The sequence below is a fragment of the Neobacillus massiliamazoniensis genome (assembly GCF_001048695.1).
Classification (GTDB): domain Bacteria; phylum Bacillota; class Bacilli; order Bacillales; family Cytobacillaceae; genus Neobacillus; species Neobacillus massiliamazoniensis.
On sequence record NZ_CVRB01000002.1, the window covers coordinates 779,776 to 806,295 of the forward strand.

A 26,520-nucleotide genomic window follows, 5' to 3' on the forward strand; every position below is an offset into this window, starting at 1 on the left:
ACTAAACATCCTTTGGAATTTTACGTGATCAAAAAGTCTCCGAATCCGGGAATTCGAACCTTGTCACCCGAGCGCAGCTTTCTTCCTCTTCTTTGATCTTGTTCACCGTTAATAAATATTTCATTTTCACTTAAAAACCATTTTGCCATTCCACCTGTCTGAATTACATCGGCCAATTTTAAAAATTGCCCTAACGTAATGAATTCCGTATCAATTTTAATTTTATCAGGCATCCTGTCACACTCTTTTCTAAAAATGGTCTCAATACTTTATTTTACTAAATAATCCTTTAAGATACAAAGGAAACCGAAAAGCGGAAGGTACCCGTTTAGCAAAGTTCATACGTCGCTGGGTGCCGCCGCCGAAAAACTCACGTTTTTCGGCGTACGAGGTATCGCTTCCGAAGCTTACTCTTATGGAGCTGGACAATTCTCTAAGTCTAACGATATAAATTCAGTCCATATAAGAAAGCCGCCATTAAACTGGCGGCCATATAGGTTTTGTCTGATTTAGTACGTTCTTACCGGCAAAATAAGCTGTAAAATCGTTTCATCGTGAAGTGGGCGGATTACGAAGGGACGCATCGCTCCGGTAAAGTTAATTCGAATATCTGTTCCTTCAAGTGCTTTTAATGCATCCATCATATATTTCGCACTAAAGGAGATTTTTAATTCCTCTCCATCAATCGATTGACTTTGAATTTCTTCGACAACCTTTCCGATTTCAGGGGTATTGGAGGATATTTCAATCACTCCTCCTTCATTAGTCGCTAACTTGACGACATTATTTCTTCCTTCACGTGCTAATAATGATGCACGATCAATTGCCTGAAGAAATTCTTTTGTATTGACTGTCACATCCGTTTTACTTTCAGAAGGGATTAATCTCGATGTATCAGGATAATTACCTTCTAATAATCTTGAGAAAAATAATAAGTGCTTTGCTTTAAATAAAATTTGATTTTCGGTAATAACAATATCAATCGGATCATTGCTATCATCAATAATTTTACTTAATTCATTCAAGCTTTTCCCAGGAATGACCACGTTGTAGCTTTCATGAATTTCCGTTTCAATTTTTGCCTTCCGTAGAGCAAGGCGATGACTATCTGTTGCAATACAGGTTAATTCCCCATTCTCAACCTTCCAGTTTACACCTGTCAAGATGGGGCGTGTTTCTGAGGTTGACACTGCAAAAAAGGTTTGCCGAATCATCGCTTTTAGTAAATCCGTTGCAATATGAAATTTATTATTTTCTTCAATTTGTGGCAAATGAGGATATTCTTCTGCATCAAGACCGTTTAGATTAAATTCTGATTTCCCAGATCGAATAACGGTTTGCAAGTGATTAAGAACCTCTATTTCAACTGAATCAGTAGGTAATTTCTTTACAATTTCACTGAAGAATCTTGCCTGAAGTACAATGGATCCCGTTTGTTTGATTTCGACAATTTCATTCCCTGCTTCCTCTTTTGGAATAAAAGATTCAATTGAAACATCAGAATCACTGCCGGTTAACGTAACACCATCTTCTGTTGTTGTAATTTTAATACCTGTTAAAATCGGAATCGTTGTTCTACTTGTGACTGCTTTCATTACATCTTGAACACTTTGAACGAGGCGGTCCCGTTGGATTATAAATCTCATTTTTTAATCCTCCGAATAACATATTTTTTAAAGCATTAACATATAATATTTTTTTAAAAAAAATAGAAGAAGTACTAGTAGGGCTTGTTAGTATGTGGATAACCTCCTATTTCAAAGGAAAGACAGTCTATCCACATGTGGACAGACTGTGCGTAATTCATTAGAAGTTATTCACATGTGCATTAAACTTTCAACAGCTCATTTAATTCTTTAACTTGTTTTTGCAGCTGTGAATCTGACTGAAGCAGCTTTGATATTTTTTCATGGGCATGGATAACGGTTGTGTGATCTCTGCCGCCAAATTCTTCTCCTATTTTCGGCAAAGAACAGTCGGTTAATTCGCGTGACAAATACATGGCAACTTGCCTTGGGAATGCTACGGATTTCGTTCTCTTTTTCGCTTTAAAATCTTCAAGCTTAATACTATAATGTTCGCCGACGACCCTTTGAATTTCATGAATGGTAATAACCCTTGGTTTTGAACTTGGGATAATATCCTTTAGGGCCTCTGCAGCTAGATCTGCATTTATATCTTTATTAATTAACGAGGAGTACGCTACGACACGAATCAACGCTCCCTCGAGTTCACGAATGTTAGAATCAATTTGATTGGCAATATAAAGCATGACTTCATTTGGGATATCCAAGCCTTCTGCTTTTGCCTTTTTACGAAGAATGGCAATCCTTGTTTCTAAATCTGGCGGTGTAATATCCGTAATTAATCCCCATTCAAACCTTGACCGCAGCCGATCCTCTAATGTCGGAATTTCCCTTGGTGGACGGTCGCTGGAGATAATAATTTGCTTGCTTTCTTCATGAAGGGTATTAAAGGTATGAAAAAATTCCTCTTGTGTTGATTCTTTTCCCGCTAAAAACTGAATATCATCTATTAGTAAAACATCCACGTTTCGATATTTGTTGCGGAAATTCTCAGCTTTATTGTCACGAATCGAGTTAATGAACTCATTTGTAAATTTCTCAGATGATAAATAAACGACTTTTGCTGAAGGATTATGTTCTAGCACATAATGGCCAATCGCATGCATTAAGTGTGTTTTCCCTAATCCAACACCCCCGTAAATAAACAAGGGATTGTAGGCTTTGGCTGGAGCCTCCGCCACAGCTAGAGAGGCAGCGTGGGCAAAACGGTTTCCTGCACCAATAACAAATGTATCAAAGGTGTACTTTGGAATGAGTACGCTTTGAGGCAACTCATTATGATCATCATCATTTTTAGCCTTTTTAGGAGCAGCCAGTACTACTTGCCCTTCCTCATTTTGATTATGCGGAATAATAAATTTAACAGATAACTCTTCACCGGTTATTTCATAGAGAATGCCGGAAATTAACTGGGAATAACGCTCTTCCAACCAATCACGTGCAAATTCATTTGGAGCTGTAATTACCAGTAAATCTCCTTTAAGAGAGTGGGCCTTAGTCGACTTAAGCCATGTGTCAAAGCTAGGCTTGCTTATCTTCTTCTCAATGTCGGTCAGAGCTCTATTCCAAAGATCCGCAATATTTTCCAACGGATAACCCTCCTTTTTTTATATTTTTCGTACATATATGTCTTGCTCCATTCTGTCTGTTAAAAAATCGAATAGACAATAGGTTCACGTTTCTTCCTTTTATCCAATTAGCGAATCGTTTCGTTTAATATCAGCAAAAATAGGCTGTATAACCTATGAATTTATAAATATACGAAACAATGATTGTGGAAAACATATTATAAGGAAATAAAGTGGAGTTTCGACAATATCCACTACCTGTGGACAAGTTTCTGCAGAACCCTAGAATAACCTATCCACATCTTATCCACATTGTGTGGATAAACTAATTCTTGGATATTATTATTCAGAGTGAAAACACAAATATAATATCAAATTATAGCTAGGTTCGCAATGGGTTTTCGTAGTTTATCCACAACTGTAACATTCTGTGCATGAAAATTGTCCACAGGTGGTTGTCTTGTGAAAAAAATGTCAATATCTTGTGTAAAAGCTGAAAAAAATGTCGATATTTTATCCACAAGCAAAAAATGGAGATATTCTGTTCAAAATGAATGACAAACGGATATTTCAATCCGGCAATAGGAGCTGCACCATAAAGTAATAAAAATATTGGAAATAAGGGACAATATTTGGAGAGTGGTTGACAATTGCAGAGAGACATCTTTATAATAAGTTAGACTGTCTGTGTTAAATTTAGAAGGCTATTCCTCAGGGAGGTGTCATATAATGAAAAGAACATATCAACCAAATAAACGCAAACATAGTAAAGTTCACGGTTTCCGCAGTCGTATGAGTTCAGCAAACGGACGTAAAGTTCTTGCTCGTCGTCGTCGTAAAGGAAGAAAAGTATTATCAGCTTAGACCACTGAAACGTCTCAGTGGTCTTTTTTCTAATATTAGAAAGAAGAAAAGCGGAAGCGCCTTGATCAGGGGCGACAGGCATAAGACGAGCTGGCAGGAAGGTTGCTTTTTAACCTTCAAGACGGTTTGGCTTATGACCCCGAGCCCCTAGGCGTTGCAGCTAACTAGCTTAAAGGCGCTATGCATGTTTTGGAAATTGCACCTTAGACTAGGATGTTAGAGGGTGTTTTTATGAAAAAGGAATTGCGTATTAAAAGAAATAAAGACTTTCAAGCAGCTTTTCAGAAAGGACGATCCTTTGCGAATCGGCAATTTGTCGTCTATGTATTAGGGAAAGAAGGCCAGGAGTCTTTTCGGATAGGGCTGTCTGTCAGCAAGAAAATCGGCAATGCTGTCACACGAAACCAAATAAAAAGATACATAAGACAATCCATATTTGAACTTAAGGATCAATTGCGAACAGGGAATGACTACGTCATCATTGCCAGGAAGCCCGTCAAAGAAATGGACTTTTTTGAGGTGAAAAAGAGCCTTATTCATGTCCTAAAGGTCGGAAAGGTTTTACAACTGCAAAAAGAAGGTCAAAATAGTTGAGAAATAGACAAAAATAAAATTATTTTTGGCCATAACATAACGATATACTTATTCCAAGGAGGAAAATACGGTTGAAAAAACGAATATTATTTTTGATTAGTATACTCTCATTGTTCGTTCTGTTAGCAGGATGCAGTCAAGTTAATCAGCCGATTACCCCGGAAAGTAAGGGATTTTGGAATCAATTTATTGTCTACCCATTATCCTGGCTGATTAAGGAAGTAGCACATTTACTTTGGGGCAGTTATGGGTTATCGATTATAGTTGTAACTATTTTGATCCGCCTTGCGATTTTACCGCTGATGATTAAGCAGACTAGAAACGCAAAAGCCACGCAGGCATTGCAGCCGGAATTGCAAGCGCTTAAGAAGAAATACAGCTCGAAGGATCAATTGACACAGCAAAAAATGCAGCAGGAACAAATGGCGCTTTTTCAAAAACATGGGGTTAATCCCCTAGCAGGTTGTTTTCCTTTGCTCATTCAAATGCCAATAATTATTGGTTTTTACCAGGCGATTTCAAGAACGAGGGCTATCGCCCAAGATACATTTCTATGGTTTGATTTAGGGTATAAGGATCCATACTATATTTTGCCGATTATTGCTGGAATCACTACATTTATTCAGCAAAAAATGATGATGGCCGGAACGGAAAAACAGAACCCGCAAATGGCGATGATGGTTTGGACGATGCCGGTGATGATTGTCTTTTTTGCTTTCAATGTCCCGTCAGCCCTTTCACTATATTGGGTCGTAGGGAATATATTCATGATTATTCAAACATATTTTACTAAAGGTCCTGAACTGAAAAAATCTTCAGAGACCGGTATTGCGGGAGGAGCAAAAAAGTGAACCAGGTAACTGCTACAGGACAAACTGTCGAAGAAGCAGTAGAATCAGCTTTAGCTCAATTAAAGACAACAAAGGACCGCACAGATGTCTCCATCATTGATGAGGGGAAAAAGGGGATTTTCGGAATTTTTGGATCGCGTCCTGCGGTTGTAAAAGTAACCGTTATCATTGATCCGTTAGAAGAGGCGAAAAAATTTCTGACTCAAGTGAGTGAACAAATGGGGGCGCCGGTGGAAATAGAAATCCGCCGTGATGGCAAACAAGTAAACTTTGTACTAACTGGAGAGAAAATTGCCCTTTTAATTGGAAAAAGAGGCCAAACGCTGAATTCATTGCAATATTTGACCCAGCTTGTAATCAATCGGTATTCGAAGCAATATTTATCTGTCATTTTGGATGCAGAAGATTACCGAAATAGAAGGAACGAAACATTAATTCAATTAGCTAATCGCGTTGCCCAAAAGGCGTTAAAAACGGGTAAAGATGTTTCATTAGAGCCAATGCCTTCTTATGAGCGAAAAGTTATTCATACCGCTTTATCGGAAAACAATCGTGTAAAAACATCTTCTGACGGAACTGAACCGCATCGCTATGTTGTTATTACTCCGATAAGAAAATAAGCATTTCTAAAGAAGGGCATCCTATCACATTTGATAGGGTGTTTTTTTGTTGGGCTGTCCCAAAATGTGACAGGCACCACTATTTGTACTAAGTTCATGATAACCGCAATGTTGATTTCCGCTCCAGGCGCTCGACTCCTGCGGGAGTACGGGGCAGGGGAGACCCCGCAGGCGCAATAGCGCCGAGGAGGCTCCCCGAACCGCCCGCGGAAAGCGAGCGCCTGGAGCGGAAATCAACAGACAAGTTTTAACAGACCATTAATAAAAGGGGGTGCCCTAAAAGTTTTGGGACACCCTCTTTTTTGTGGTTCAGAAATATATTGGGTGTGGATAGCAGACGGCTTTTTGTTTTATTGTTATTCACATGTGGATAAGCTAAAATAAAACGAGGATATTATGATTAAGTTGTGGATAAGCAGTGGTTAAATTGCTTTTTTCAATAGAAACAATGTGGTATTCTAGTAATTTGGAGTAAAAACTTTCGTTATTTTTATATAAATAAATTTCGATAAGGTGAGGTGAATGAACATGGAATTTGATACCATTGCAGCGATATCGACGCCCATGGGAGAGGGGGCGATCGCCATTGTCCGCTTAAGCGGGGATGATGCGATTCGAATTGCAAGTCAGCTATTTAGGGGAATCCATGGTAAGAAGCTGACAGAAGTAGTATCCCATACGATTCATTATGGACATTTGGTGGATCCGAAGGACGGGCAAGTGGTGGAAGAGGTCATGGTGTCGGTGATGAAGGGACCAAAGACATTTACGAAAGAGGATGTTGTCGAAATTAATTGCCACGGTGGCATCGTATCTGTTAATCGGGTTCTAAAGCATGTGTTAAAGAACGGTGCAAGGTTAGCGGAACCAGGTGAATTTACGAAACGTGCTTTTCTAAATGGACGAATCGACTTATCACAGGCGGAAGCGGTAATGGATTTAATTAGGGCGAAAACCGATCGGGCTATGAACTTAGCATTAGGCCAGATGGAGGGGCGTTTGTCCAAGCTTATTCGCAAGCTAAGACAAGAAATCTTAGAGATTCTTGCCCATGTTGAAGTGAATATTGATTATCCTGAATATGATGATGTGGAAGAAATGACCCATAAAATGCTGAAGGAAAAGGCTTCCTATGTGCGGGAAGAAATCGAGAAGCTTTTGCAAACCTCTGAGCAGGGAAAAATTTTACGTGAAGGGCTTTCGACTGTCATTATCGGCCGGCCGAATGTTGGCAAATCTTCGTTATTAAACAGCCTTGTTCATGAAAACAAAGCCATTGTTACCGATATACCAGGAACGACACGCGATGTGATTGAAGAATATGTGAATGTCCGTGGAGTACCGCTTAAGCTTGTCGATACAGCCGGAATTCGCGAAACAGAGGATATTGTGGAACGAATCGGGGTCGAACGATCACGTCAGGTGTTAAAAGAAGCAGATTTAATATTGCTTGTATTGAATTACGCTGATCAGTTAACAGCAGAGGATGAAAATCTTTTCAAGGCAGTTGAAGGGATGGACGTGATCGTCATTATCAATAAAACTGACCTCCCTCAGCAAATCGACCTAGAGCGGGTAAAGGACCTAGCGGGCGAACATCGAATGGTTACGACATCCTTGTTGGAAGATCGCGGTGTCGATGAATTAGAGGATGCCATTTCTGCGTTATTTTTTGCCGGGGCTATTGAAGCAGGCGATCAAACCTATGTTTCAAACAGCCGCCATATTGCGTTGTTAAGTCAAAGCCTACAGGCGATCGAAGAAGCGTTAGATGGTGTTGAAATGGGAACACCGATTGATATTGTTCAAATAGATTTGACACGGACGTGGGAATTGCTTGGTGAGATCATTGGCGACAGCGTACACGAGAGCTTAATTGATCAGCTATTCTCACAGTTTTGCTTAGGAAAATAGGTATGCAGAGGTCGGCAGTAAGGCGCCGATGTAAAAAATGGAGGTTTAATCGATGCAGTACGATGCAGGTAATTTCGACGTTATTGTCGTAGGAGCAGGTCATGCCGGCTGTGAGGCTGGCCTTGCGGCGGCGAGAATTGGCGCGAAAACATTAATCATTACTATTAACTTAGACATGATTGCATTTATGCCATGTAATCCATCAGTTGGGGGCCCTGCAAAGGGGATCGTTGTTCGCGAAATTGATGCCCTTGGCGGGGAAATGGCAAAAAATATTGATAAAACATATATTCAAATGAGAATGCTGAATACCGGTAAAGGTCCGGCCGTTCGGGCATTACGAGCACAGGCAGATAAGTTTGACTATCAGCATGAAATGAAAAAAACAATTGAAAATGAACCAAACGCCACGTTAATCCAAGGAATGGTCGAACGATTAATAGTCGAGGATGGTGCTGTTGTTGGCTGTATAACGAAAACAGGTGCTGCTTACCGGGCAAAAACAGTCGTGATCACAACAGGTACTTTCTTGCGCGGAGAAGTTATTATTGGTGATTTGAAATATTCAAGCGGTCCAAACAATCAGCAGCCATCCATTCGTTTATCTGAGCATTTGGAAGAGCTCGGGTTTGAGCTCGTACGCTTTAAAACAGGAACACCGCCAAGAGTAAACAGCCATTCAATCGATTATAGTAAAACAGAAATTCAGCCTGGAGATGAAATTCCTCGAGCTTTTTCTTATGAAACAACCAAATTTATCACGGACCAGCTTCCATGCTGGCTGACCTATACGAATGAACACACGCATCACATTATCGATTCTAATCTTCACCGTTCCCCGATGTTTTCAGGGATGATTAAAGGAACCGGACCGCGCTATTGTCCGTCGATCGAAGACAAGGTAGTGCGCTTTAATGACAAACCGCGCCATCAAATTTTCTTGGAGCCTGAAGGAAGAAACACACAGGAAGTGTATGTTCAAGGATTATCAACAAGCCTTCCTGAGGAAGTCCAACAGCAAATCCTTAAATCCATACCAGGTCTTGAAAAAGTACAAATGATGAGAGCAGGCTATGCCATTGAATATGATGCGATTGTACCGACCCAACTTTGGCCAACTCTTGAAACAAAAGTAATTAAAAATCTATATACAGCAGGCCAAATTAATGGGACATCAGGATATGAAGAAGCAGCTGGGCAAGGCCTGATGGCTGGAATCAATGCTGCGCTAAATGCCTTAGGTAGAGACCAACTTATTCTTAGCCGCTCAGATGCCTATATTGGTGTATTAATCGACGATTTAATCACAAAAGGAACAAACGAGCCGTACCGATTATTAACGTCAAGAGCAGAGTACCGGCTTTTATTGCGTCATGATAATGCCGATTTAAGGCTGACAGAAATTGGCCATCAAATTGGACTTATCAAAGACGAGCGGTATGAGAAATTTTTAGTAAAAAAAGAAGCCGTCGAAAATGAGAAGAACAGACTGCATTCCATCATTTTAAAACCTACTGAACAGGTTCAAACGTTAATCAAGAGTCTTGGAGGCAGTGAGTTAAAGGATGGAATCCGTGCTGCTGATCTGCTTAAAAGGCCTGAGATGACATATGAGCATGTGGAGAGTCTTACAAAAGCGGATGTTCCTTTGGATGACGAAATCAAGGAACAGGTTGAAATTCAAATTAAATATGAAGGGTATATTGAGAAGTCTCTTCAACAGGTCGACCGCTTAAAGAAAATGGAAAACAAGAAAATTCCTGACAATATCGATTATGATGCCATTACGGGTCTCGCTACAGAAGCAAAGCAAAAGCTTAAGAAAATTAAGCCGTTATCGCTCGCACAAGCATCACGTATTTCAGGGGTTAACCCTGCTGATATATCCATCTTACTGGTCTATTTAGAACAAGGTCGAATTGCGAGGATTTCTAATCAGTAAAAGAAAAAGCTCCAGCCCATAGCCGTTCTGCCAAGCTGGACAATTAGTGAGGAAGATTAATCAATGATATTAGAACAATTTGCTACCATGCTTCATGATAAAGGAATTTCCCTTTCAGAAGATCAGCTGGGCCAGTTTGAAGCGTACTATGAAACGCTTGTTGAATGGAACGAAAAAATGAATTTAACGGCCATCACAAATAAAGCGGATGTTTTTTTAAAGCATTTTTATGATTCAATAACCGCATCCATTTATTTTGATTTTACGAAGCCCTTTCATCTTTGCGATGTCGGGGCTGGGGCAGGGTTCCCAAGTATTCCGTTAAAAATTGCTTTTCCACATATTCAAGTTACCATTGTCGATTCATTAAACAAGCGAATTTCTTTTTTACAACATCTTGCTACTACCTTAAAATTGGAGAATGTCCAATTCGTCCATGATCGAGCTGAAACCTTCGGGGTAAACCCCATTCATCGAGAAGCCTTTGATGTCGTTACAGCAAGAGCAGTTGCCAGGATGTCTGTTTTAAGTGAACTTTGTCTGCCTCTTGTAAAAATAGGGGGACATTTTATTGCCATGAAGGCACTTAATGCAAAGGATGAGCTGGAAGTTGGTCAAAAAGCGATTACGATTTTAGGCGGTAAAGTCGAGAATATTCATACCTTTACATTGCCAATTGAAGAAAGCGAAAGAACCATTTTGGTTATTAAAAAAGAAAAGCAAACGCCAAAAAAATATCCACGCAAACCGGGAGTTCCCGGAAAAACGCCGATTGAATAATGGCACTTATTTTTTCCAATCCAGCTCCTGCGCCTAGCCCCTTGGATCATAAGCCTCCTCGCTGTGGTTGCTGAAAAGCTGCCTCCTCGCGGTTCGTCTGTAGCCTCGCGGGGCTGACCAAGGCGCTTACGCTTTTTTAAATAAAATATCAAACCGGTTGGCAGGAAGATTGTACTAGCATAGAGAATAAGTTATAGGGAGTTTCGTAAAGGAGTGTTGGGGATGAAAAATTCATTTACACGCTTTTTTGGCCTCGGCGAAAAAGGAGAACAAACCATTGAGCTGGAGAAAGAGCTGGATGTTGTAAATTCAGAAGAAATTAAAAAAATACCAATTGATGATATTGTTCCAAATCGTTTTCAGCCACGAACAGTCTTTGATGAAGGAAAAATTGAGGAATTGTCACGGACCATTCATATCCATGGGATTATTCAACCGATTGTTGTCAGAAGGTTTGAAGATGGTCAGTACGAAATTATCGCTGGGGAGCGCCGCTGGCGGGCAATGAAAAAACTTGGCTGGAACGAAGTACCGGCAATTATAAAGAATATGTCGGATACAGAAACCGCTTCTATTGCCTTAATTGAAAACCTGCAGCGGGAAGAGTTGTCACCGATTGAAGAAGCCATTGCATATGGACGGCTGCTGGAGTTACATAATTTGACGCAGGAGGCACTTGCGCAACGACTTGGCAAAGGGCAGTCAACAGTTGCCAATAAGCTTCGCCTTCTTAAGCTGCCGCAGCCCATTCAGGATGCACTGTTAAATAAAGTCATAACCGAACGTCATGCCCGCTCACTTATTCCTCTAAAGGATCCTGAAAAACAGGTTAAGCTTTTAGAGGAAATTATTGAAAAAGGCCTGAATGTGAAACAGACTGAGGATCGTGTCGTCAAGCTTCTTGAACAAAAAGAGCAAAAACCAAAACCAAAGCGAAAAGCATTTAGCAAGGATGTACGAATTGCTGTAAATACTATCAGACAGTCGTTATCAATGGTTTCAGACAGCGGCATCAATCTTAATTCTGAAGAAGAAGAGTTTGATGAATTTTATCAATTTACGATTCGCATTCCGAAGAAAAAGTAAATGAATAGACGAAAAATGCAAAGAACCAGACGAGATGATTGTTTGGTTCTTATTTTTTTAATTTTGGTCCCACTATAATTTTTTGTTTCATGATAAAATAGATAGCATGGCAATTATCTTTACTTGTTTCAGTTCTGATAGTTGCCATATAATTACTATTGATATGTAAGTTTAATAGATGATGAGAATATAATTTAAATAAGAAGGTAGGTGACATCATGGGGAAAATCATTACTATCGCGAATCAAAAGGGCGGAGTCGGCAAAACTACTACTTCTGTCAACCTTGGCGCCTGCTTAGCATACATAGGGAAAAGGGTCTTATTAGTAGACATTGACCCGCAAGGAAATGCTACAAGCGGGGTTGGAATTGAAAAGGCAGAAGTAGCACAATGTATATATGACGTGTTAGTAGATGATGTCGAAGCAAAGGAAGTAATTAAACCGACATCGGTGGAAAATTTATATGCCATACCTGCAACGATTCAACTGGCCGGGGCAGAAATTGAGCTTGTTCCTACGATTTCTAGGGAGGTTCGTTTAAAACGGGCATTAGAAGAAGTGAAGGATCAGTTCGATTTTATTATTATCGATTGCCCACCATCATTAGGCCTACTAACCCTCAATGCCTTAACTGCCTCCGATTCAGTGGTAATTCCAGTGCAATGTGAGTATTATGCATTAGAGGGATTAACTCAATTATTAAATACAGTAAGGCTCGTTCAAAAGCATCTAAACCAAGATTTAAAAATTGAAGGTGTATTGTTAACAATGCTGGATGCTCGAACGAATCTTGGGTTGCAAGTTATTGAAGAAGTAAAAAAATACTTTCATGACAAAGTCTATAAAACTATTATTCCACGGAATATTCGTCTAAGTGAAGCTCCGAGCCATGGGGAACCTATTATTAATTACGATTCTAAATCACGCGGGGCAGAAGTATATTTAGATTTAGCAAAGGAAGTGGTCTCGAATGGCTAAGCGTTTAGGAAAAGGGCTTGATGCATTTTTTATGAACCCGGAAGTTGGCACTGAAGAGACAATCCAAGAAATTAAGCTAAAGGATTTGCGTCCTAACCCCTACCAACCGCGAAAAAATTTTGAACAAGAAGCAATCGATGAATTAAAGGCTTCAATATTGGAGCATGGAATTCTACAGCCTCTTGTTGTGAGAAAAAGTATTAAGGGATTTGAAATTGTAGTTGGCGAAAGGCGTTTTAGGGCTGCTATGGAAGCGAAGCTTGAAAGTGTTCCTGCAGTAGTCCGGGAACTGACTGAACAGCAGATGATGGAATTAGCTGTCCTAGAAAACCTGCAAAGAGAAGACTTGAATTCGATTGAAGAGGCACTTGCCTATCAAACGTTAATGGAAAAATTAAAGCTTACACAAGAAGAAGTGGCTAAACGTTTAGGAAAAAGCAGACCACATATTGCAAACCATGTCCGCCTCCTTTCTCTTCCTGCAAATATCCAAGAGTTGATTTCAAAAGGGAAAATTTCAATGGGGCACGGCCGTGCATTACTAGGGTTACGTAAAAAAGCCAATCTTCCGCAGATTGTTGATAAGATTATAAAGGAATCATTAAATGTCCGTCAGCTTGAAAAACTCATTCAGCAGATAAACGAAAATGTTCCACGTGAAACAAAAAAGCCGGAAAAGCGGGATGTATTTATTCAAGAACGTGAGCATTCCCTTCGCGAAAGATTTGGAACAGCTGTAAATATTAAACAGTCAAAAAATAAAGGGAAAATTGAAATTGAGTTTTTCTCCAAGGAAGACTTAGAACGAATTTTAGAAATGCTTGATCAAAACGATTCCTATTAGACCATTTTTTTTAGTATAGAAATATAGAAACAATCGGTTGTTTATTCACCGATTGTTTTTGTTTTAGTCTAAGAAAGTATAAAATTTGACTTCGAGAATGGTCTAGCTTCAGCGCCTAGGGGCTCTTAGGTCTACAGCCAATCCGTCCTGAAGGTTAAAAAGCAACCTTGACACCGGCTCGTCTTATGCCTGTCACCCCTGTTCAAGGCGTTTCCGCTTTTCTTGTTTCCTCCGACCTTGTAAAATCTGCCCAGGTTTTCTTGGGATATGCAAGGCTTGCCAGATAAATTCCGTTCGCAATCGTTTTTGCCATATTCATTACGAGATGCAAGCGAGTGTTTTGTAATACAAAAAATTCCATAAAACCACTGACATTTACAATCCCGGTAATATGTATATTACCCACTGATGGAAGATCCTTGTTTACCCCGGCACCTGGCTTGACAGGTCCGTCGTTAAGTTGAATCATCCCTACATTTTTCATTCTTCCTAAGCAGGCATCAATCCCTATAATATAAGGATTAAGATGTTTCATGTGGATTTCGTTAAGTCTTTCATTTAGATTAACAGCATGAACAGGCTCCTCTAATGTACCGTACACATAAAAAGAAGGAAGATTCTTTTCCTCTAACAATGTCCCAACCAGCGGTCCTAAAGAATCCCCTGTGGAGCGGTCCGTACCAATACAAACAAAAACGATCGGGCGGCCATCCATTCTAGGTAAATATGAAAGCAATGTTTGCGCAAGGGAATCAGCTGCTTGAGTATCATAATGAAATACTCTTGCCTTCTCCCTTCTATCGAAAAATCCCGCCTTCAGGTTCATGAAGTCCACTCCTTAAATAAAAGATAAGTCTTACTATTATACGGAAAATTCAGGCAATCTATACATAGAGAGTGAGAAAAAGGTAAATTTCAATACTGTAAAGCCAAGAAAAAAATTGTTAAAATAGATATGATTATTTGCTAGATTGGAAGGTGTAATGATGAGTTCTACGGAAAAACAGATCAGTTTTACGGAAAATTGGTTTAAGCAAACTATGGATACACTGCAAAATGAAGGAACATGGGTAAATTTAGGCGTAGCAGTTATAAAAATTATTCTCATTTTATTTGTCGCCAATCTTGTTATCCGGTTTGGAAAAATAGCAATTCACAACATTTTTAAAATTAGGAATCTTTCTCCTTTAAATACTTCGGAACGGAGGGAGGAGACCCTCTCAAAGCTTCTTGATAATATTCTATCCTATGTCGTTTATTTTATTGCGTTAATGATGATTCTTTCTGTTTTTGGAATTAATGTACAAGCATTGATAGCGGGAGCAGGAATTGTTGGATTGGCTGTAGGTTTTGGGGCACAAAATTTAGTGAAAGATATTATTACAGGATTTTTTATTATTTTTGAAGACCAATTTTCAGTTGGTGACCATATACGAATTGGACAATTTGAAGGAAATGTCGAAACCATCGGCTTAAGAACAACAAAGATAAAAAGCTGGACAGGGGAAGTCCATATTTTACCTAATGGAAGTATTACTCAAGTCACCAATTTCTCTTTAAATAACAGTTTAGCAGTTGTCGATATAGGCATTGCCTATGGGGAAGATCTTGAAAAAGCCGAAAGAGTTATAGATGAGCTCTTGATAAAAATGCCGGCTCAAAATGAAGATTTAACGAAAACACCTGAGCTTTTAGGAATCCAAACGATGAGTCCTACTGAGATTGTATATAGAATTATCGCAGAAACGCTGCCGATGAAACAAGCCAGTGCTGCCAGATTGATTCGTAAAGAAGTCAAACTTGTTTTAGACCAGCATGGAATCAAAGTTCCATATCCAAAACTTGTTGCGTACTCGCAAGGGGATCAACCAAAATAAAGTTTTAGGGGGCATTTTTATGGAAGAAAAGGAATTTCACTTAAATGATGTGGTAGAAATGAAAAAACAGCATCCATGTGGAACGAATCGCTGGAAAATAATCCGTATGGGAATGGATATTCGGATTAAGTGCGAAGGCTGCGGACATAGCGTCATGATTCCACGGAGGGAATTTTCAAGAAAAATGAAAAAAATCCTTGTGAAGGCAGAAGACTAGACTTTCATCAATATGGAAATGATAGCTGCGGACTATAGTTGTGCCTCGGCAGCACGTTATATGACGTGCTTGAAAATCTGAGAAAATTAACTAACTGTCGCCCTATAGGTGGCAGTTTGTCGTTGTTTGGGTAAAAACATTCAATAAACAGCAAATTGTTCAAAAAGAGAAATCAAAGTCAGCTCTTACCCTTTACTTTATCTTGTCTTTTTGCTTACCAATGCCTATAATTGTAAAGATGCTGACCATATCAATTAGAACTATTTTTATTCATAGATTATTTTTTAGAGGAGTGGAAGTGAATGGCTTTAACAGCTGGGATTGTTGGCTTACCGAATGTCGGGAAGTCTACCTTGTTTAATGCGATCACACAGGCAGGGGCTGAATCAGCTAATTACCCGTTCTGTACGATTGATCCGAATGTTGGAATTGTAGAAGTACCAGATCACCGTCTACAAAAGTTAACAGAGCTCGTGCAGCCCAAAAAAACAGTACCAACAGCATTTGAATTTACTGATATCGCTGGGATTGTAAAGGGCGCAAGCAAAGGGGAAGGCTTAGGAAACAAATTCCTATCCCATATTCGTCAGGTCGATGCAATTTGTCATGTGGTACGTTGCTTTGCTGATGAAAATATTACCCATGTTTCAGGTAAAGTCGATCCTATTTCTGATATTGAAACGATCAACCTAGAGTTAATCCTTGCTGACATGGAATCAGTTGAAAAACGGATTGGCCGAGTAGAGAAATTAGCGAAACAAAAGGATAAAGAGGCTGCAGCTGAATTTGAAGTTCTTTCAATGCTACGAGAAGCCTTTGAGGCGGAAAAGCCTGCTCGTTCGGTTGAATTTACAGAAGAGCAAATGAAAATTGCGAAACAGCTCCATCTTTTAACGACGAAACCTGTCCTCTATGTAGCGAATGTAAGTGAAGAAGAAGTTGCTGACCCTTCTAATAACGAATACGTCCAAAAGGTTCGTGAATTTGCTAAGCTTGAACATGCTGAAGTAATTGTGATTTGTGCAAAAATTGAAGAAGAAATTGCTGAGCTTGAAGGGGAAGAAAAAGAGATGTTCTTATCCGAGCTCGGAATCCAAGAATCAGGGCTAGACCAATTAATCAAAGCTGCCTATAGCTTGCTTGGACTAGCTACCTACTTTACAGCAGGTGTTCAAGAAGTTCGTGCTTGGACATTTAAAAAAGGAATGAAAGCACCACAATGTGCGGGAATTATTCACTCAGACTTTGAGCGAGGATTCATTCGTGCAGAAACTGTTTCCTATGAGGATTTACTTGCAGGTGGCAGCTATAACGCTGCAAAGGAAGCTGGGAAAGTCCGCTTAGAAGGAAAAGAATATATAGTTCAAGATGGAGATGTTATTCATTTCCGATTTAATGTTTAAAACGAAAAGCGGAAGCGCCTTGCTCAGGGGCGACAGGCATAAGACGAGCCGACTTGAAGGTTGGTTTTTAACCTTCATGACGGATTGGCTTATGACCCCGAGCCCCTAAGCGCTGCAGCTAGACAATTAGAAAAGCGGAAGTGGCTTATGACCTCGAGGGGCTAGGCGCTGCAGCTGGACAAACGAGAAGCTCTAGCGCTTAGGCGCCAGAGCTTTTCTTGTTATTGCCTTTCTTCCATTTCTATGCTATAATTTGAACTTGTGAGTAATGAATAATTGCTCCTTGCCCGTTAATAGGGCCGCTTAGACCAAAAGGAGGTGACTGTGATGAATAAGTACGAAATCATGTACATCATCCGCCCAAGCATTGAAGAGGAAGCGAAAAAAGCGCTAGTTGAGCGTTTTAATAACATCCTTCTTGAAAATGGCGCGGAAACTGCTGAAGTAAAAGATTGGGGTAAACGCCGTCTTGCTTACGAAATCAATGATTTCCGTGATGGATACTACCAAATCGCTAAAACGACATCTTCGGCTGCTGCAGTACAAGAGTTCTCTCGTCTTGCAAAAATCAGCGAAGATATCATTCGCCATATCGTAATTAAAGAAGAAGCGTAAAATAGATTTATTCAGCGGAAATGTTTCACATGAAACATTTCTCAGAAAGAAAAGGAGTTGATTCTGATGTTAAATCGTGTTGTGCTTGTCGGTCGTTTAACCAAAGATCCCGATTTGCGTTATACACCAAACGGGGTCCCTGTTGCTACCTTTACACTTGCAGTAAACCGCACATTTTCCAATCAGCAAGGCGAAAAAGAAGCAGATTTTATTAACTGCGTTATTTGGCGTCGTCCTGCTGAGAATGTTGCAAACTTCTTGAAAAAGGGCAGCTTAGCAGGCGTGGATGGCCGAATTCAAACTCGCAGCTATGAAGGACAAGATGGTAAACGTGTGTATGTCACAGAGGTTGTGGCAGATAGTGTTCAATTTCTTGAGCCTAAAGGGGCTGGCGGGAGAAGTGACAACGATATGTACGGAGCTCCTCCAAGGGAACCACAGGGTAATCCTTATGGAAACAGCAATCAGAATCAACGTCCTTATCAAAACCAAAACCAAAACAACAATAAAGGTTTTACGCGAGTGGATGATGATCCATTTGCCGGGAATGGTCAAATTGACATTTCTGATGATGACTTACCATTCTAATCAAACCTTATATTGAACGGATCACTAATAAATAATAATGAAGGAGGGAAATTCCATGGCAGCAGGACGCAAAGGCGGACGTGCGAAACGCCGTAAAGTGTGTTATTTCACAGCTAACGGCATCACTCGCATCGACTATAAAGATGTAGATTTACTTAAAAAATTCATCTCTGAACGTGGAAAAATTTTACCACGCCGTGTAACTGGAACTAGCGCTAAATATCAACGTAAATTAACAGTTGCAATCAAACGTGCTCGTCAAATGGCATTATTACCATTCGTAGCAGGTGAATAATAAAGCGTAAAAAGCAGTGAGGGTGGTCCTTGCTGCTTTTTTTATAGGATAAGAAAGTATAAAATTTGACTTCGAGAATTGTCTAGCTTCAGCGCCTAGGGGCTCGGGGTCATAAGCCAATCCGTCATGAGGTTACAAACCAACCTTCAAGCCGGCTTGCCTTATGCCTGTCGCCCCTGAGCATAAAGGAAATCTTCCTTGAATAACCTTCGCAGGAACAAGCTGTGCTTGTTCCGAAGGCGCTTACGCTTTTCTATGTTGAATGGTAAAGTCTAAATAGTTAAAATTAAGGGATAGGCTTACATAAGATTGAGGTGAAAAAGTGAAGAATACACGCAGAATAACAGAAGGTGCCATCCTCTTAGCTGTCTTTGCTGTTATTTTATTAATAACATTTTATGTTCCTGTATTTGGTTTGGTGGCAAGCTTGTTTTTACCACTGCCATTTATGCTGTTTGCTGCAAAAAATGATTGGAAAAGTACAATAGTTTTTGTTGTATCCTCCCTGCTATTATCATTAGTTTTTGGCTCCATTCTCTCCCTGCCACTTACCCTTGCTTCGAGTACGACTGGCGCTGTAATGGGGGTGCAAATTAATCGAAAAAAAAGCAAACTAGCGATTTGTGTCTCAGGTTTCTTTGTCTTTTTGGCTAATTCCATCATTATGTATGGTGTGAGTATTATCTTTTTTAATCAAGATATTATGCAGCAATCGATTAACCTATTGCGTGATTCGATAAAATCTTCTACTGATATGTTGAACAACATGGGCCAGGGGGCAGAAGCTAAAAAAGTAGCCGACCAATTTAATCAGTCATTAAGTTTAATGAAAACCCTTATTCCTTCAATGTTTGTCTTTTCTTCGGCTTTTATGGTACTAGTTACTCAAGCAATTTCTTTTCCGATTTTAAAAAAATTTGGAATTAAAGTTGAAAATTTTAAACCATTTAGAGAAATAATCTTACCCAAAAGCATGTTGTGGTATTTTTTGGTGATAATGTCTATTAGTTTGTTTGTGCACCCAAGTGCCGGATCCTTTTGGCAAATGGCTATATTAAACCTTACTTTTATTATATTTTTCCTAATGATATTTCAAGGATATTCCTTTATGTTTTTTGTTTTTCATCAGAAGGGGATATCGAAATCCGTCTCTATTCTAATAGCTATAATCTCATTCATCATACCAATTATGCTTTATATTGTTGGGATATTAGGTATAATGGATTTAGGTTTTGATTTAAGAAAGCGTTTCGAAAAGTGACTATACGGTTTTAGGAGCTGAAAAAACTTTGCCTGCATTTTTAGAAAAGCGGTCAATTCGTTACCCTTTTTACGGGTTAATAGGTGTAACATTGTTGCTGCTTATTGTTCTGCTTCTATTTAATTGGATATTGAGCTTAGCGGGATTTTTGTTAATGATTGTGCCAGTCTACTATATGATTGTCATTGAGCATAATCAACGAAAGGAAATGGAGGAGTATATTTCTAACCTTTCCTATCGTGTGAAAAGGGTGGGCGAAGAAGCCTTAATGGAGATGCCCATTGGGATTATGTTAATCAATGATGCATACTTTATCGAATGGACAAATCCTTTTCTTTCTTCCTATTTTGATGAGGAAACTCTTATCGGCAAATCCTTATTTGATGTGGCAGATGTTCTAGTTCCCCTTATCAAACAAGAAGTAGAAACGGAAATGATTACCCTAAAGACCCGCAAATTTCGTGTGATTCATAAATGGGAAGAACGACTGCTTTATTTCTTTGATGTAACAGAACAAGTAGAAATTGAAGAACTGTATCGGAATGAGCAAACGGTTATTGCAATTATCTTTTTAGATAATTATGATGAACTGACCCAAGGTATGGATGACCAAATGAGGGGCAGCATCAATAATTTAATGACATCCACTTTGAATAAGTGGGCAAATGAAAATGGTATTTTTATAAAAAGAACTTCTTCCGATCGTTATATTGCCGTTTTTAATGAAGAAATTCTCCTTTCTCTTGAAAAGAGAAAATTCACCATACTTGATGAAATAAGGGAAATTGCTTCCGTAAAAAACGTTTCCTTCACCCTAAGTATTGGAATTGGGACAGGTGTTTCATCATTACCGGAATTAGGCAGTCTGGCCCAATCAAGCCTTGACTTGGCATTAGGACGCGGTGGAGATCAAGTAGCGATCAAGCTGCCAAATGGCAAGGTAAAATTCTTCGGTGGTAAGACGAATCCCATTGAAAAACGGACTAGGGTCAGAGCACGGGTTATTTCCCATGCATTGAAGGATCTCATTACTGCCAGTGACAAAGTCATCGTCATGGGGCATAAGAATCCTGATATGGATTCAATCGGCTCCTCCATTGGTATTTATAAAGTAGCTGAAATGAATCAAAAAGACGCCTACATCGTCCTGAACTTTAATGAAATCGATATCGGCGTTGGCAGGTTGATGGATGAAATCCGTCAAAAAGAGAAATTATTTTCCCACTTTATTTCGCCTGAAGAGGCGCTGGAAATGGCAACAGATAAAACCTTGCTGGTAATTGTTGATACACATAGACCATCGCTCGTGATGGAAGAGAGGCTTCTAAGTAAAATTGATAATGTGGTTGTGATTGATCATCACCGCCGCGGTGATGAGTTTATCAAAAATCCGTTACTTGTTTATATGGAGCCTTATGCCTCTTCGACCGCCGAGCTTGTTACAGAGTTTCTTGAGTATCAGCCGAAAAATGGAAAGATTGAAATGATTGAAGCAACTGCTTTATTAGCAGGCATTATTGTCGATACGAAAAGCTTTACATTACGAACAGGTTTCCGTACATTTGATGCAGCCTCCTATTTAAGGGGCCAAGGTGCAGATACCGTTCTCGTTCAAAAGCTTTTAAGAGAAGATGTGGAGACCTATATTAGAAGATCTAAGCTCATCGAATCGGTTTCCCTTTATCGGGCCGGGATTGCCATTGCAATGGGAACGGAAGACCAGCTTAATGATCAAGTCATTATTGCTCAAGCAGCAGATACATTGCTGACAATGGATGGTATCATTGCTTCGTTCGTTATTTCCAAAAGGAGCGAGAGTGTCATTGGCATTAGTGCAAGATCATTGGGTAGCATTAATGTCCAGTTGATAATGGAAAGCCTGCAGGGCGGAGGCCATCTGACAAATGCTGCAACCCAGCTTACAGGACTGACATTAGAAGAAACGGAAGCTCAATTAATGAAAGCAATTGATGAGTATTTTGAAGGAGTGAAAAAAGAATGAAAGTAATCTTTTTAAAGGATGTAAAAGGAAAAGGGAAAAAAGGTGAAATCAAAAATGTTGCTGACGGGTATGCACATAATTTTTTGATTAAGCAAGGACTAGCGGTGGAAGCATCAAATGCCAATGTCAGCACATTGGATGCCCAAAAAAAGAAACAAGAAAAAGAAGCAGCAGAAGAGCTGGCTGAGGCGAAAAAATTAAAAGAGGTACTGGATAAAATTACGGTTGAGCTAACGGCAAAATCCGGTGAAGGCGGCCGCATATTTGGTTCGATTACAACAAAGCAAGTGGCTGAAGAACTGCAAAAGAAACACGGTATTAAAATAGACAAACGAAAAATGGAATTAGCTGATGCCATCCGTACTCTTGGGGTGACTAAGGTTCCTGTGAAGCTTTACCATGATGTTGTGGCAACACTAAATGTTCATGTAAAAGAAGGAAACTAAATTTCCCAGTTCGAATTTCGAGATAAACATGATAAAATATACAGGTATGCATGATGTGATCGGTTATTACTGGTCACTTTTCTTCTTTATGGAGACCGACAATTTTCGAAGTCGAAATAAACCTATGATTATATAACCCTCTTAGATTGGAGGTTTTAATAAATGAGTGATTTATTTGCAGACCGTCTGCCACCGCAAAATATTGAAGCGGAACAGGCTGTTCTAGGTGCGATTTTCCTAGAGCCGTCTTCTTTAACATTGGCGACAGAAATCTTAATACCTGAAGACTTTTACCGTGCTTCCCACCAGAAGATTTTTAATGTCATGTTAAAATTAAATGATCTTGGCAAAGCGGTTGACCTTATCACCGTGACGGAGGAACTGGCTGCTGCTAAGCTATTAGAGGATTCCGGCGGTGTCAGTTATTTAAGCGAACTTGCCGGATCGGTCCCAACGGCGGCAAATATTGAGTATTATGCGAAAATCGTAGAAGAAAAGTCATTGCTTAGGCGGTTAATTCGAACGGCCACTACGATTGCCACTGATGGGTATGCTCGTGAGGATGAAGTCGATTCTCTCTTAAGTGAAGCTGAAAAGAAAATCCTCGAGGTAGCACAACGGAAAAATGCGGGAGCTTTTCATAATATTAAGGATGTTCTTGTTCGTACTTACGATAATATTGAGTTGATGCATAATCGGGTTGGTGATATCACGGGGATCGCCACGGGCTTTGCTGAGTTGGATCGGATGACAGCGGGCTTTCAGCGCAATGATTTGATTATAGTTGGGGCCCGCCCTTCAGTGGGGAAAACAGCCTTTGCTTTAAATATTGCCCAAAATGTTGCCACAAAAACGGGTGAAAATGTTGCCATTTTCAGTCTTGAGATGGGGGCAGAGCAGCTGGTGATGCGGATGCTCTGTGCGGAAGGAAATATTGATGCGCAACGGCTTCGTACTGGTTCCCTTACCGATGAGGATTGGGGAAAATTAACGATGGCAATGGGCAGCCTTGCAAGTTCAGGAATTTTTATTGATGACACTCCGGGAGTTAGAATTAGTGATATCCGTTCAAAGTGTCGTCGTTTAAAGCAAGAACATGGTCTTGGAATGATCTTGATTGATTACCTGCAACTCATTCTTGGTAGTGGCAGATCCGGTGAAAACCGCCAGCAGGAAGTATCGGAAATTTCCAGATCGTTAAAGCAATTAGCTCGTGAGCTACAGGTTCCGGTGATCGCTCTTTCCCAGCTTTCGCGTGGTGTAGAGCAACGCCAGGATAAGCGTCCGATGATGTCTGATATTCGTGAATCAGGGAGTATTGAGCAGGATGCAGATATTGTTGCCTTTTTATACCGTGATGATTACTATGACAAGGAATCCGAAAATAAGAATATCATTGAAATTATTATTGCCAAACAGCGTAATGGTCCAACCGGGACCGTGCAACTAGCCTTTGTAAAGGAATATAATAAATTCGTAAACTTAGAGAAACGCTTTGATGATTCTGCCATTCCTTCAGGAGCGTAAATAGTGGTGAAAGCTAGCCTTTTCGAATAGGCTAGTTTTTTTTAATCATATTTTAATATTTTACGAACATAGAAAACTATAATTAAAAAAATGTTCGTGTTTAATTGACTTTTCACCCAAGGAATTGTTAAACTGTTTATGGATTTAATGAAAAGCATAAAATTTTGGAGGTGCCTTAAATGTCATCAGTTGTGGTTGTTGGTACGCAGTGGGGAGACGAAGGCAAGGGAAAAATTACGGATTTTCTTTCAGAAAATGCCGAAGCAATTGCACGTTATCAAGGAGGCAATAATGCAGGCCACACCATTCGTTTTGATGGAGAAACCTACAAATTGCACCTAATTCCATCAGGAATCTTTTATAAAGAAAAAATCTGTGTCATTGGAAACGGAATGGTTGTTGATCCAAAGGCACTCGTTGCGGAGCTTGCCTATTTGCACGAAAAAGGGATTACAACCGATAATCTACGCATCAGCAACCGCGCCCATGTTATTCTTCCATACCATCTAAAACTTGATGAAGTAGAGGAAGAGAGTAAGGGTGCTAATAAAATTGGTACAACTAAAAAAGGGATCGGCCCAGCATATATGGATAAAGCTGCTCGTGTTGGAATCAGAATGGCTGACCTACTAGAGCGCGATGTGTTTGAAGAAAAACTCGAGCGCAATCTTGCTGAAAAAAATCGCTTGTTCGAACGTATTTATGAAACGACCGGCTTCAAAAAAGAAGATATTCTTGATGAGTACTATGAATATGGACAACAAGTTAAACAATATGTTTGCGATACATCCGTAGTGTTGAATGATGCTTTAGATGAAGGAAAGCGGGTTTTATTTGAAGGGGCTCAGGGGGTTATGCTTGATATTGACCAAGGTACTTACCCATTTGTTACCTCTTCTAATCCAGTTGCCGGCGGTGTAACCATTGGTTCAGGAGTGGGTCCTTCAAAAATTACCCATGCAGTTGGGGTTTGTAAAGCCTATACCTCTCGTGTTGGCGATGGACCGTTTCCAACTGAATTAATTAATGAAATTGGAAACCGCATCCGTGAAGTGGGACGTGAATATGGTACAACAACAGGGCGCCCGCGCCGGGTTGGCTGGTTTGACAGCGTCGTCGTCCGCCATGCTCGTCGTGTCAGCGGCTTAACTGATCTATCCCTCAATTCCATTGATGTATTAACCGGTATCGAAACATTGAAAATTTGTACAGCGTATCGATATAAAGATGAAATCATTACAGAATATCCAGCTAGTCTAAAGGTTCTATCAGAGTGTGAACCTGTTTATGAAGAACTGCCAGGCTGGACAGAAGACATCACCGGTTGTAAAACATTAGATGAATTGCCTGCCAATGCCCGCCATTATGTAGAACGAGTCACACAGCTAACAGGAGTACCTCTAACTACGTTCTCAGTAGGTCCAGACCGTAACCAAACAAATGTGGTTCGCAGCCCTTGGAGACAAGTTTAAGGGATTATACAAGAAGCTCTCTGAAAAGAGAGCTTCTACATTTTTGTTTTGTTAAACAATGTCTTTTACCTGCCCGGTCTAGTTAATAAAGCAAGAATACGGTCACGAAAACTAGTATACGTGCCCGGTTTGGTCAGAAAAGCAAGAATACGGTCACGAAAACAAATTTACGTGACCGGTTTGGTCAAAAAAGCAAGATTACAGTCACGAAAACTGTTTACCTGCCCGATTTCGGGAAAAGTACATGATTTCGGTCAAGTAAATTTTTCCCCTGTTTTTGTCGTTAGTTAGCGCTATTGAGTAAGGAAATTTACTACTTTTTCAAAACATATCTAGCTAATTAAAAAAAAATGAAAAAAAGTATTGCCTAACTTTAATAATCTATGATAATATAAAAAGCGTCGTCACAAACGAGCTATTAGCTCTTGTGAACGTTAATATAGTGTCGAGCCATTAGCTCAGTTGGTAGAGCATCTGACTTTTAATCAGAGGGTCGAAGGTTCGAGTCCTTCATGGCTCACCATTTTTAATAAATGGCCCCTTGGTCAAGCGGTTAAGACACCGCCCTTTCACGGCGGTAACACGGGTTCGAATCCCGTAGGGGTCATAAAATTTTTGGTCTGGTAGTTCAGTTGGTTAGAATGCCTGCCTGTCACGCAGGAGGTCGCGGGTTCGAGTCCCGTCCAGACCGCCACTTACATAAGAATCTTGGCTTGATAGTTCACAAAACCAAACTTAATAATGGCTCAGTAGCTCAGTCGGTAGAGCAAAGGACTGAAAATCCTTGTGTCGGCGGTTCGATTCCGTCCTGAGCCATCCCAAAAAAAGAAGCTTACAATCCGTAGGCTTCTTTTTTTACATTTTGTATTATGAATTTGTTATCGATCTGTAATATTTACTCCAAAAAAATACAATTTTCAAAAAAATCTTGTCACATATTGTTACAATGGATCTAATACCATTGAACTACTCCAAACTCTTATTTCATAAGGATTTGAGACTATTCTATTAAAATTAGGCTAGGAAAAATCTCTTAAAAAATTCCCGTAAAAAGTAGAAAAATGTCAGCTATTATACATTTTTGTTACATTATAACGATTATTGTTTTTAAAAAGAGGAACTATGTTAAAGTAAAAATTGCGGTAATTATGGGAAATTCTCTAATAGTTGGAATGTACTAGTCTATGA

The 26,520-nt window shown here is 39.8% G+C and carries 25 protein-coding genes and 4 tRNA genes; 25 read left to right on the top strand and 4 right to left on the bottom strand.

The genetic code is table 11. The features are described from left to right. Positions 1–20: 20 nt before the first annotated feature. The 3 genes from yaaA to dnaA form a co-directional block, all read right to left on the bottom strand. Positions 21–233, bottom strand: coding sequence for a S4 domain-containing protein YaaA (yaaA, locus tag BN1082_RS11595; RefSeq protein WP_090634432.1), 213 nt, complete (start codon positions 231–233; stop codon positions 21–23). Between the two features lie 276 nt (positions 234–509). Next, a complete protein-coding gene (dnaN, locus tag BN1082_RS11600) occupies positions 510–1,646 on the bottom strand; it encodes a DNA polymerase III subunit beta (RefSeq protein WP_090634434.1) in 1,137 nt (378 codons plus the stop codon). A gap of 182 nt (positions 1,647–1,828) precedes the next feature. After that, on the bottom strand, positions 1,829–3,175 hold the full coding sequence (gene dnaA, locus BN1082_RS11605; RefSeq protein WP_090634436.1) for a chromosomal replication initiator protein DnaA: 1,347 nt from the start codon (positions 3,173–3,175) through the stop codon (positions 1,829–1,831). A 708-nt stretch (positions 3,176–3,883) separates the two neighbouring features. On the opposite strand from dnaA, the gene rpmH reads away from it, so the two are divergent. The 10 genes from rpmH to BN1082_RS11655 all read left to right on the top strand — a co-directional run bounded on the left by rpmH (position 3,884) and on the right by BN1082_RS11655 (position 13,629). Next, positions 3,884–4,018, top strand: coding sequence for a 50S ribosomal protein L34 (gene rpmH / locus BN1082_RS11610; RefSeq protein WP_066059809.1), 135 nt, complete (start codon positions 3,884–3,886; stop codon positions 4,016–4,018). Between the two features lie 231 nt (positions 4,019–4,249). Beyond that, the gene (gene rnpA / locus BN1082_RS11615) at positions 4,250–4,612 is read left to right on the top strand and encodes a ribonuclease P protein component (protein WP_090634438.1); all 363 of its coding nucleotides are present in this window, start codon (positions 4,250–4,252) and stop codon (positions 4,610–4,612) included. Positions 4,613–4,683: 71 nt separating this feature from the next. Beyond that, positions 4,684–5,463 (top strand): YidC family membrane integrase SpoIIIJ, encoded by a 780-nt coding sequence (spoIIIJ, locus tag BN1082_RS11620; protein ID WP_090634440.1) that lies wholly within the window; start codon positions 4,684–4,686, stop codon positions 5,461–5,463. After that, positions 5,460–6,083 (top strand): RNA-binding cell elongation regulator Jag/EloR, encoded by a 624-nt coding sequence (jag, locus tag BN1082_RS11625; RefSeq protein ID WP_090634443.1) that lies wholly within the window; start codon positions 5,460–5,462, stop codon positions 6,081–6,083. The genes spoIIIJ and jag overlap by 4 nt, the downstream gene beginning before the upstream one ends. 528 nt (positions 6,084–6,611) lie before the next feature. Next, the gene (gene mnmE, locus BN1082_RS11630; RefSeq protein WP_090634445.1) at positions 6,612–7,997 is read left to right on the top strand and encodes a tRNA uridine-5-carboxymethylaminomethyl(34) synthesis GTPase MnmE; all 1,386 of its coding nucleotides are present in this window, start codon (positions 6,612–6,614) and stop codon (positions 7,995–7,997) included. Between the two features lie 52 nt (positions 7,998–8,049). Continuing rightward, complete coding sequence (mnmG, locus tag BN1082_RS11635; RefSeq protein ID WP_090634448.1) at positions 8,050–9,939, top strand: tRNA uridine-5-carboxymethylaminomethyl(34) synthesis enzyme MnmG; 1,890 nt, start codon at positions 8,050–8,052, stop codon at positions 9,937–9,939. Positions 9,940–10,002: 63 nt separating this feature from the next. Next, positions 10,003–10,719 carry a 16S rRNA (guanine(527)-N(7))-methyltransferase RsmG gene (rsmG, locus tag BN1082_RS11640; RefSeq protein ID WP_090634450.1) on the top strand — a complete coding sequence of 239 codons (717 nt, stop codon included), beginning with the start codon at positions 10,003–10,005 and terminating at the stop codon, positions 10,717–10,719. A 222-nt stretch (positions 10,720–10,941) separates the two neighbouring features. Further along, positions 10,942–11,805, top strand: coding sequence for a nucleoid occlusion protein (gene noc, locus BN1082_RS11645; protein WP_090634453.1), 864 nt, complete (start codon positions 10,942–10,944; stop codon positions 11,803–11,805). 218 nt (positions 11,806–12,023) lie between these two features. Next, positions 12,024–12,785: a ParA family protein gene (locus BN1082_RS11650; RefSeq protein WP_090634455.1), complete on the top strand. Its 762-nt coding sequence runs from the start codon at positions 12,024–12,026 to the stop codon at positions 12,783–12,785. Next, entirely contained in the window at positions 12,778–13,629 is an 852-nt protein-coding gene (locus BN1082_RS11655) for a ParB/RepB/Spo0J family partition protein (protein ID WP_090634457.1), read from the top strand. The genes BN1082_RS11650 and BN1082_RS11655 overlap by 8 nt, the downstream gene beginning before the upstream one ends. A 202-nt stretch (positions 13,630–13,831) precedes the next feature. Here the strand turns inward: BN1082_RS11655 and yyaC are convergent, their stop codons facing one another. Beyond that, positions 13,832–14,455 carry a spore protease YyaC gene (gene yyaC, locus BN1082_RS11660; protein WP_090634459.1) on the bottom strand — a complete coding sequence of 208 codons (624 nt, stop codon included), beginning with the start codon at positions 14,453–14,455 and terminating at the stop codon, positions 13,832–13,834. 214 nt (positions 14,456–14,669) lie between these two features. Here yyaC and BN1082_RS11665 point away from each other — a divergent pair, with 214 nt between their 5' ends. The 15 genes from BN1082_RS11665 to BN1082_RS11735 all read left to right on the top strand — a co-directional run bounded on the left by BN1082_RS11665 (position 14,670) and on the right by BN1082_RS11735 (position 26,148). Next, on the top strand, positions 14,670–15,506 hold the full coding sequence (locus tag BN1082_RS11665) for a mechanosensitive ion channel family protein (protein ID WP_245640412.1): 837 nt from the start codon (positions 14,670–14,672) through the stop codon (positions 15,504–15,506). A 13-nt stretch (positions 15,507–15,519) separates the two neighbouring features. After that, positions 15,520–15,723, top strand: coding sequence for a DUF951 domain-containing protein (locus tag BN1082_RS11670; RefSeq protein ID WP_090634995.1), 204 nt, complete (start codon positions 15,520–15,522; stop codon positions 15,721–15,723). Positions 15,724–16,025: 302 nt separating this feature from the next. After that, positions 16,026–17,126: a redox-regulated ATPase YchF gene (ychF, locus tag BN1082_RS11675; protein ID WP_090634464.1), complete on the top strand. Its 1,101-nt coding sequence runs from the start codon at positions 16,026–16,028 to the stop codon at positions 17,124–17,126. A gap of 327 nt (positions 17,127–17,453) precedes the next feature. Continuing rightward, positions 17,454–17,741: a 30S ribosomal protein S6 gene (rpsF, locus tag BN1082_RS11680; RefSeq protein WP_090634467.1), complete on the top strand. Its 288-nt coding sequence runs from the start codon at positions 17,454–17,456 to the stop codon at positions 17,739–17,741. 66 nt (positions 17,742–17,807) lie between these two features. Continuing rightward, entirely contained in the window at positions 17,808–18,329 is a 522-nt protein-coding gene (gene ssb / locus BN1082_RS11685; protein ID WP_090634469.1) for a single-stranded DNA-binding protein, read from the top strand. A gap of 55 nt (positions 18,330–18,384) precedes the next feature. Next, the gene (rpsR, locus tag BN1082_RS11690; protein ID WP_090634471.1) at positions 18,385–18,624 is read left to right on the top strand and encodes a 30S ribosomal protein S18; all 240 of its coding nucleotides are present in this window, start codon (positions 18,385–18,387) and stop codon (positions 18,622–18,624) included. A gap of 322 nt (positions 18,625–18,946) precedes the next feature. Then, positions 18,947–19,885 (top strand): YybS family protein, encoded by a 939-nt coding sequence (locus BN1082_RS11695; protein WP_090634473.1) that lies wholly within the window; start codon positions 18,947–18,949, stop codon positions 19,883–19,885. 28 nt (positions 19,886–19,913) lie between these two features. Next, positions 19,914–21,887, top strand: coding sequence for a DHH family phosphoesterase (locus tag BN1082_RS11700; protein WP_090634475.1), 1,974 nt, complete (start codon positions 19,914–19,916; stop codon positions 21,885–21,887). Then, complete coding sequence (rplI, locus tag BN1082_RS11705) at positions 21,884–22,333, top strand: 50S ribosomal protein L9 (protein ID WP_090634477.1); 450 nt, start codon at positions 21,884–21,886, stop codon at positions 22,331–22,333. Before BN1082_RS11700 ends, rplI begins: the two co-directional genes overlap by 4 nt. 162 nt (positions 22,334–22,495) lie before the next feature. After that, the gene (gene dnaB, locus BN1082_RS11710) at positions 22,496–23,860 is read left to right on the top strand and encodes a replicative DNA helicase (protein ID WP_090634479.1); all 1,365 of its coding nucleotides are present in this window, start codon (positions 22,496–22,498) and stop codon (positions 23,858–23,860) included. Positions 23,861–24,039: 179 nt separating this feature from the next. Then, complete coding sequence (locus BN1082_RS11715) at positions 24,040–25,332, top strand: adenylosuccinate synthase (protein WP_090634482.1); 1,293 nt, start codon at positions 24,040–24,042, stop codon at positions 25,330–25,332. A gap of 447 nt (positions 25,333–25,779) precedes the next feature. Continuing rightward, positions 25,780–25,855, top strand: a tRNA-Lys gene (locus BN1082_RS11720). 12 nt (positions 25,856–25,867) lie between these two features. Beyond that, positions 25,868–25,939 (top strand) — tRNA-Glu (locus BN1082_RS11725). A 10-nt stretch (positions 25,940–25,949) separates the two neighbouring features. Beyond that, a tRNA-Asp gene (locus BN1082_RS11730) sits at positions 25,950–26,026 on the top strand. Positions 26,027–26,075: 49 nt separating this feature from the next. Further along, positions 26,076–26,148 (top strand) — tRNA-Phe (locus BN1082_RS11735). Positions 26,149–26,520 lie beyond the last annotated feature (372 nt).

Coding starts and splice junctions, on each gene's coding strand:
- rsmG (WP_090634450.1), top strand. CDS start 10,003: ATGATATTAGAACAATTTGCTACCATGCTTCATGATAAAGGAATTTCC.
- mnmG (WP_090634448.1), top strand. CDS start 8,050: ATGCAGTACGATGCAGGTAATTTCGACGTTATTGTCGTAGGAGCAGGT.
- BN1082_RS11655 (WP_090634457.1), top strand. CDS start 12,778: ATGGCTAAGCGTTTAGGAAAAGGGCTTGATGCATTTTTTATGAACCCG.
- rpmH (WP_066059809.1), top strand. CDS start 3,884: ATGAAAAGAACATATCAACCAAATAAACGCAAACATAGTAAAGTTCAC.
- BN1082_RS11665 (WP_245640412.1), top strand. CDS start 14,670: ATGGATACACTGCAAAATGAAGGAACATGGGTAAATTTAGGCGTAGCA.
- dnaN (WP_090634434.1), bottom strand. CDS start 1,646: ATGAGATTTATAATCCAACGGGACCGCCTCGTTCAAAGTGTTCAAGAT.
- yyaC (WP_090634459.1), bottom strand. CDS start 14,455: ATGAACCTGAAGGCGGGATTTTTCGATAGAAGGGAGAAGGCAAGAGTA.
- mnmE (WP_090634445.1), top strand. CDS start 6,612: ATGGAATTTGATACCATTGCAGCGATATCGACGCCCATGGGAGAGGGG.
- yaaA (WP_090634432.1), bottom strand. CDS start 233: ATGCCTGATAAAATTAAAATTGATACGGAATTCATTACGTTAGGGCAA.
- rplI (WP_090634477.1), top strand. CDS start 21,884: ATGAAAGTAATCTTTTTAAAGGATGTAAAAGGAAAAGGGAAAAAAGGT.
- noc (WP_090634453.1), top strand. CDS start 10,942: ATGAAAAATTCATTTACACGCTTTTTTGGCCTCGGCGAAAAAGGAGAA.
- ssb (WP_090634469.1), top strand. CDS start 17,808: ATGTTAAATCGTGTTGTGCTTGTCGGTCGTTTAACCAAAGATCCCGAT.
- ychF (WP_090634464.1), top strand. CDS start 16,026: ATGGCTTTAACAGCTGGGATTGTTGGCTTACCGAATGTCGGGAAGTCT.
- BN1082_RS11715 (WP_090634482.1), top strand. CDS start 24,040: ATGTCATCAGTTGTGGTTGTTGGTACGCAGTGGGGAGACGAAGGCAAG.
- rnpA (WP_090634438.1), top strand. CDS start 4,250: ATGAAAAAGGAATTGCGTATTAAAAGAAATAAAGACTTTCAAGCAGCT.
- dnaB (WP_090634479.1), top strand. CDS start 22,496: ATGAGTGATTTATTTGCAGACCGTCTGCCACCGCAAAATATTGAAGCG.
- rpsF (WP_090634467.1), top strand. CDS start 17,454: ATGAATAAGTACGAAATCATGTACATCATCCGCCCAAGCATTGAAGAG.
- BN1082_RS11650 (WP_090634455.1), top strand. CDS start 12,024: ATGGGGAAAATCATTACTATCGCGAATCAAAAGGGCGGAGTCGGCAAA.
- rpsR (WP_090634471.1), top strand. CDS start 18,385: ATGGCAGCAGGACGCAAAGGCGGACGTGCGAAACGCCGTAAAGTGTGT.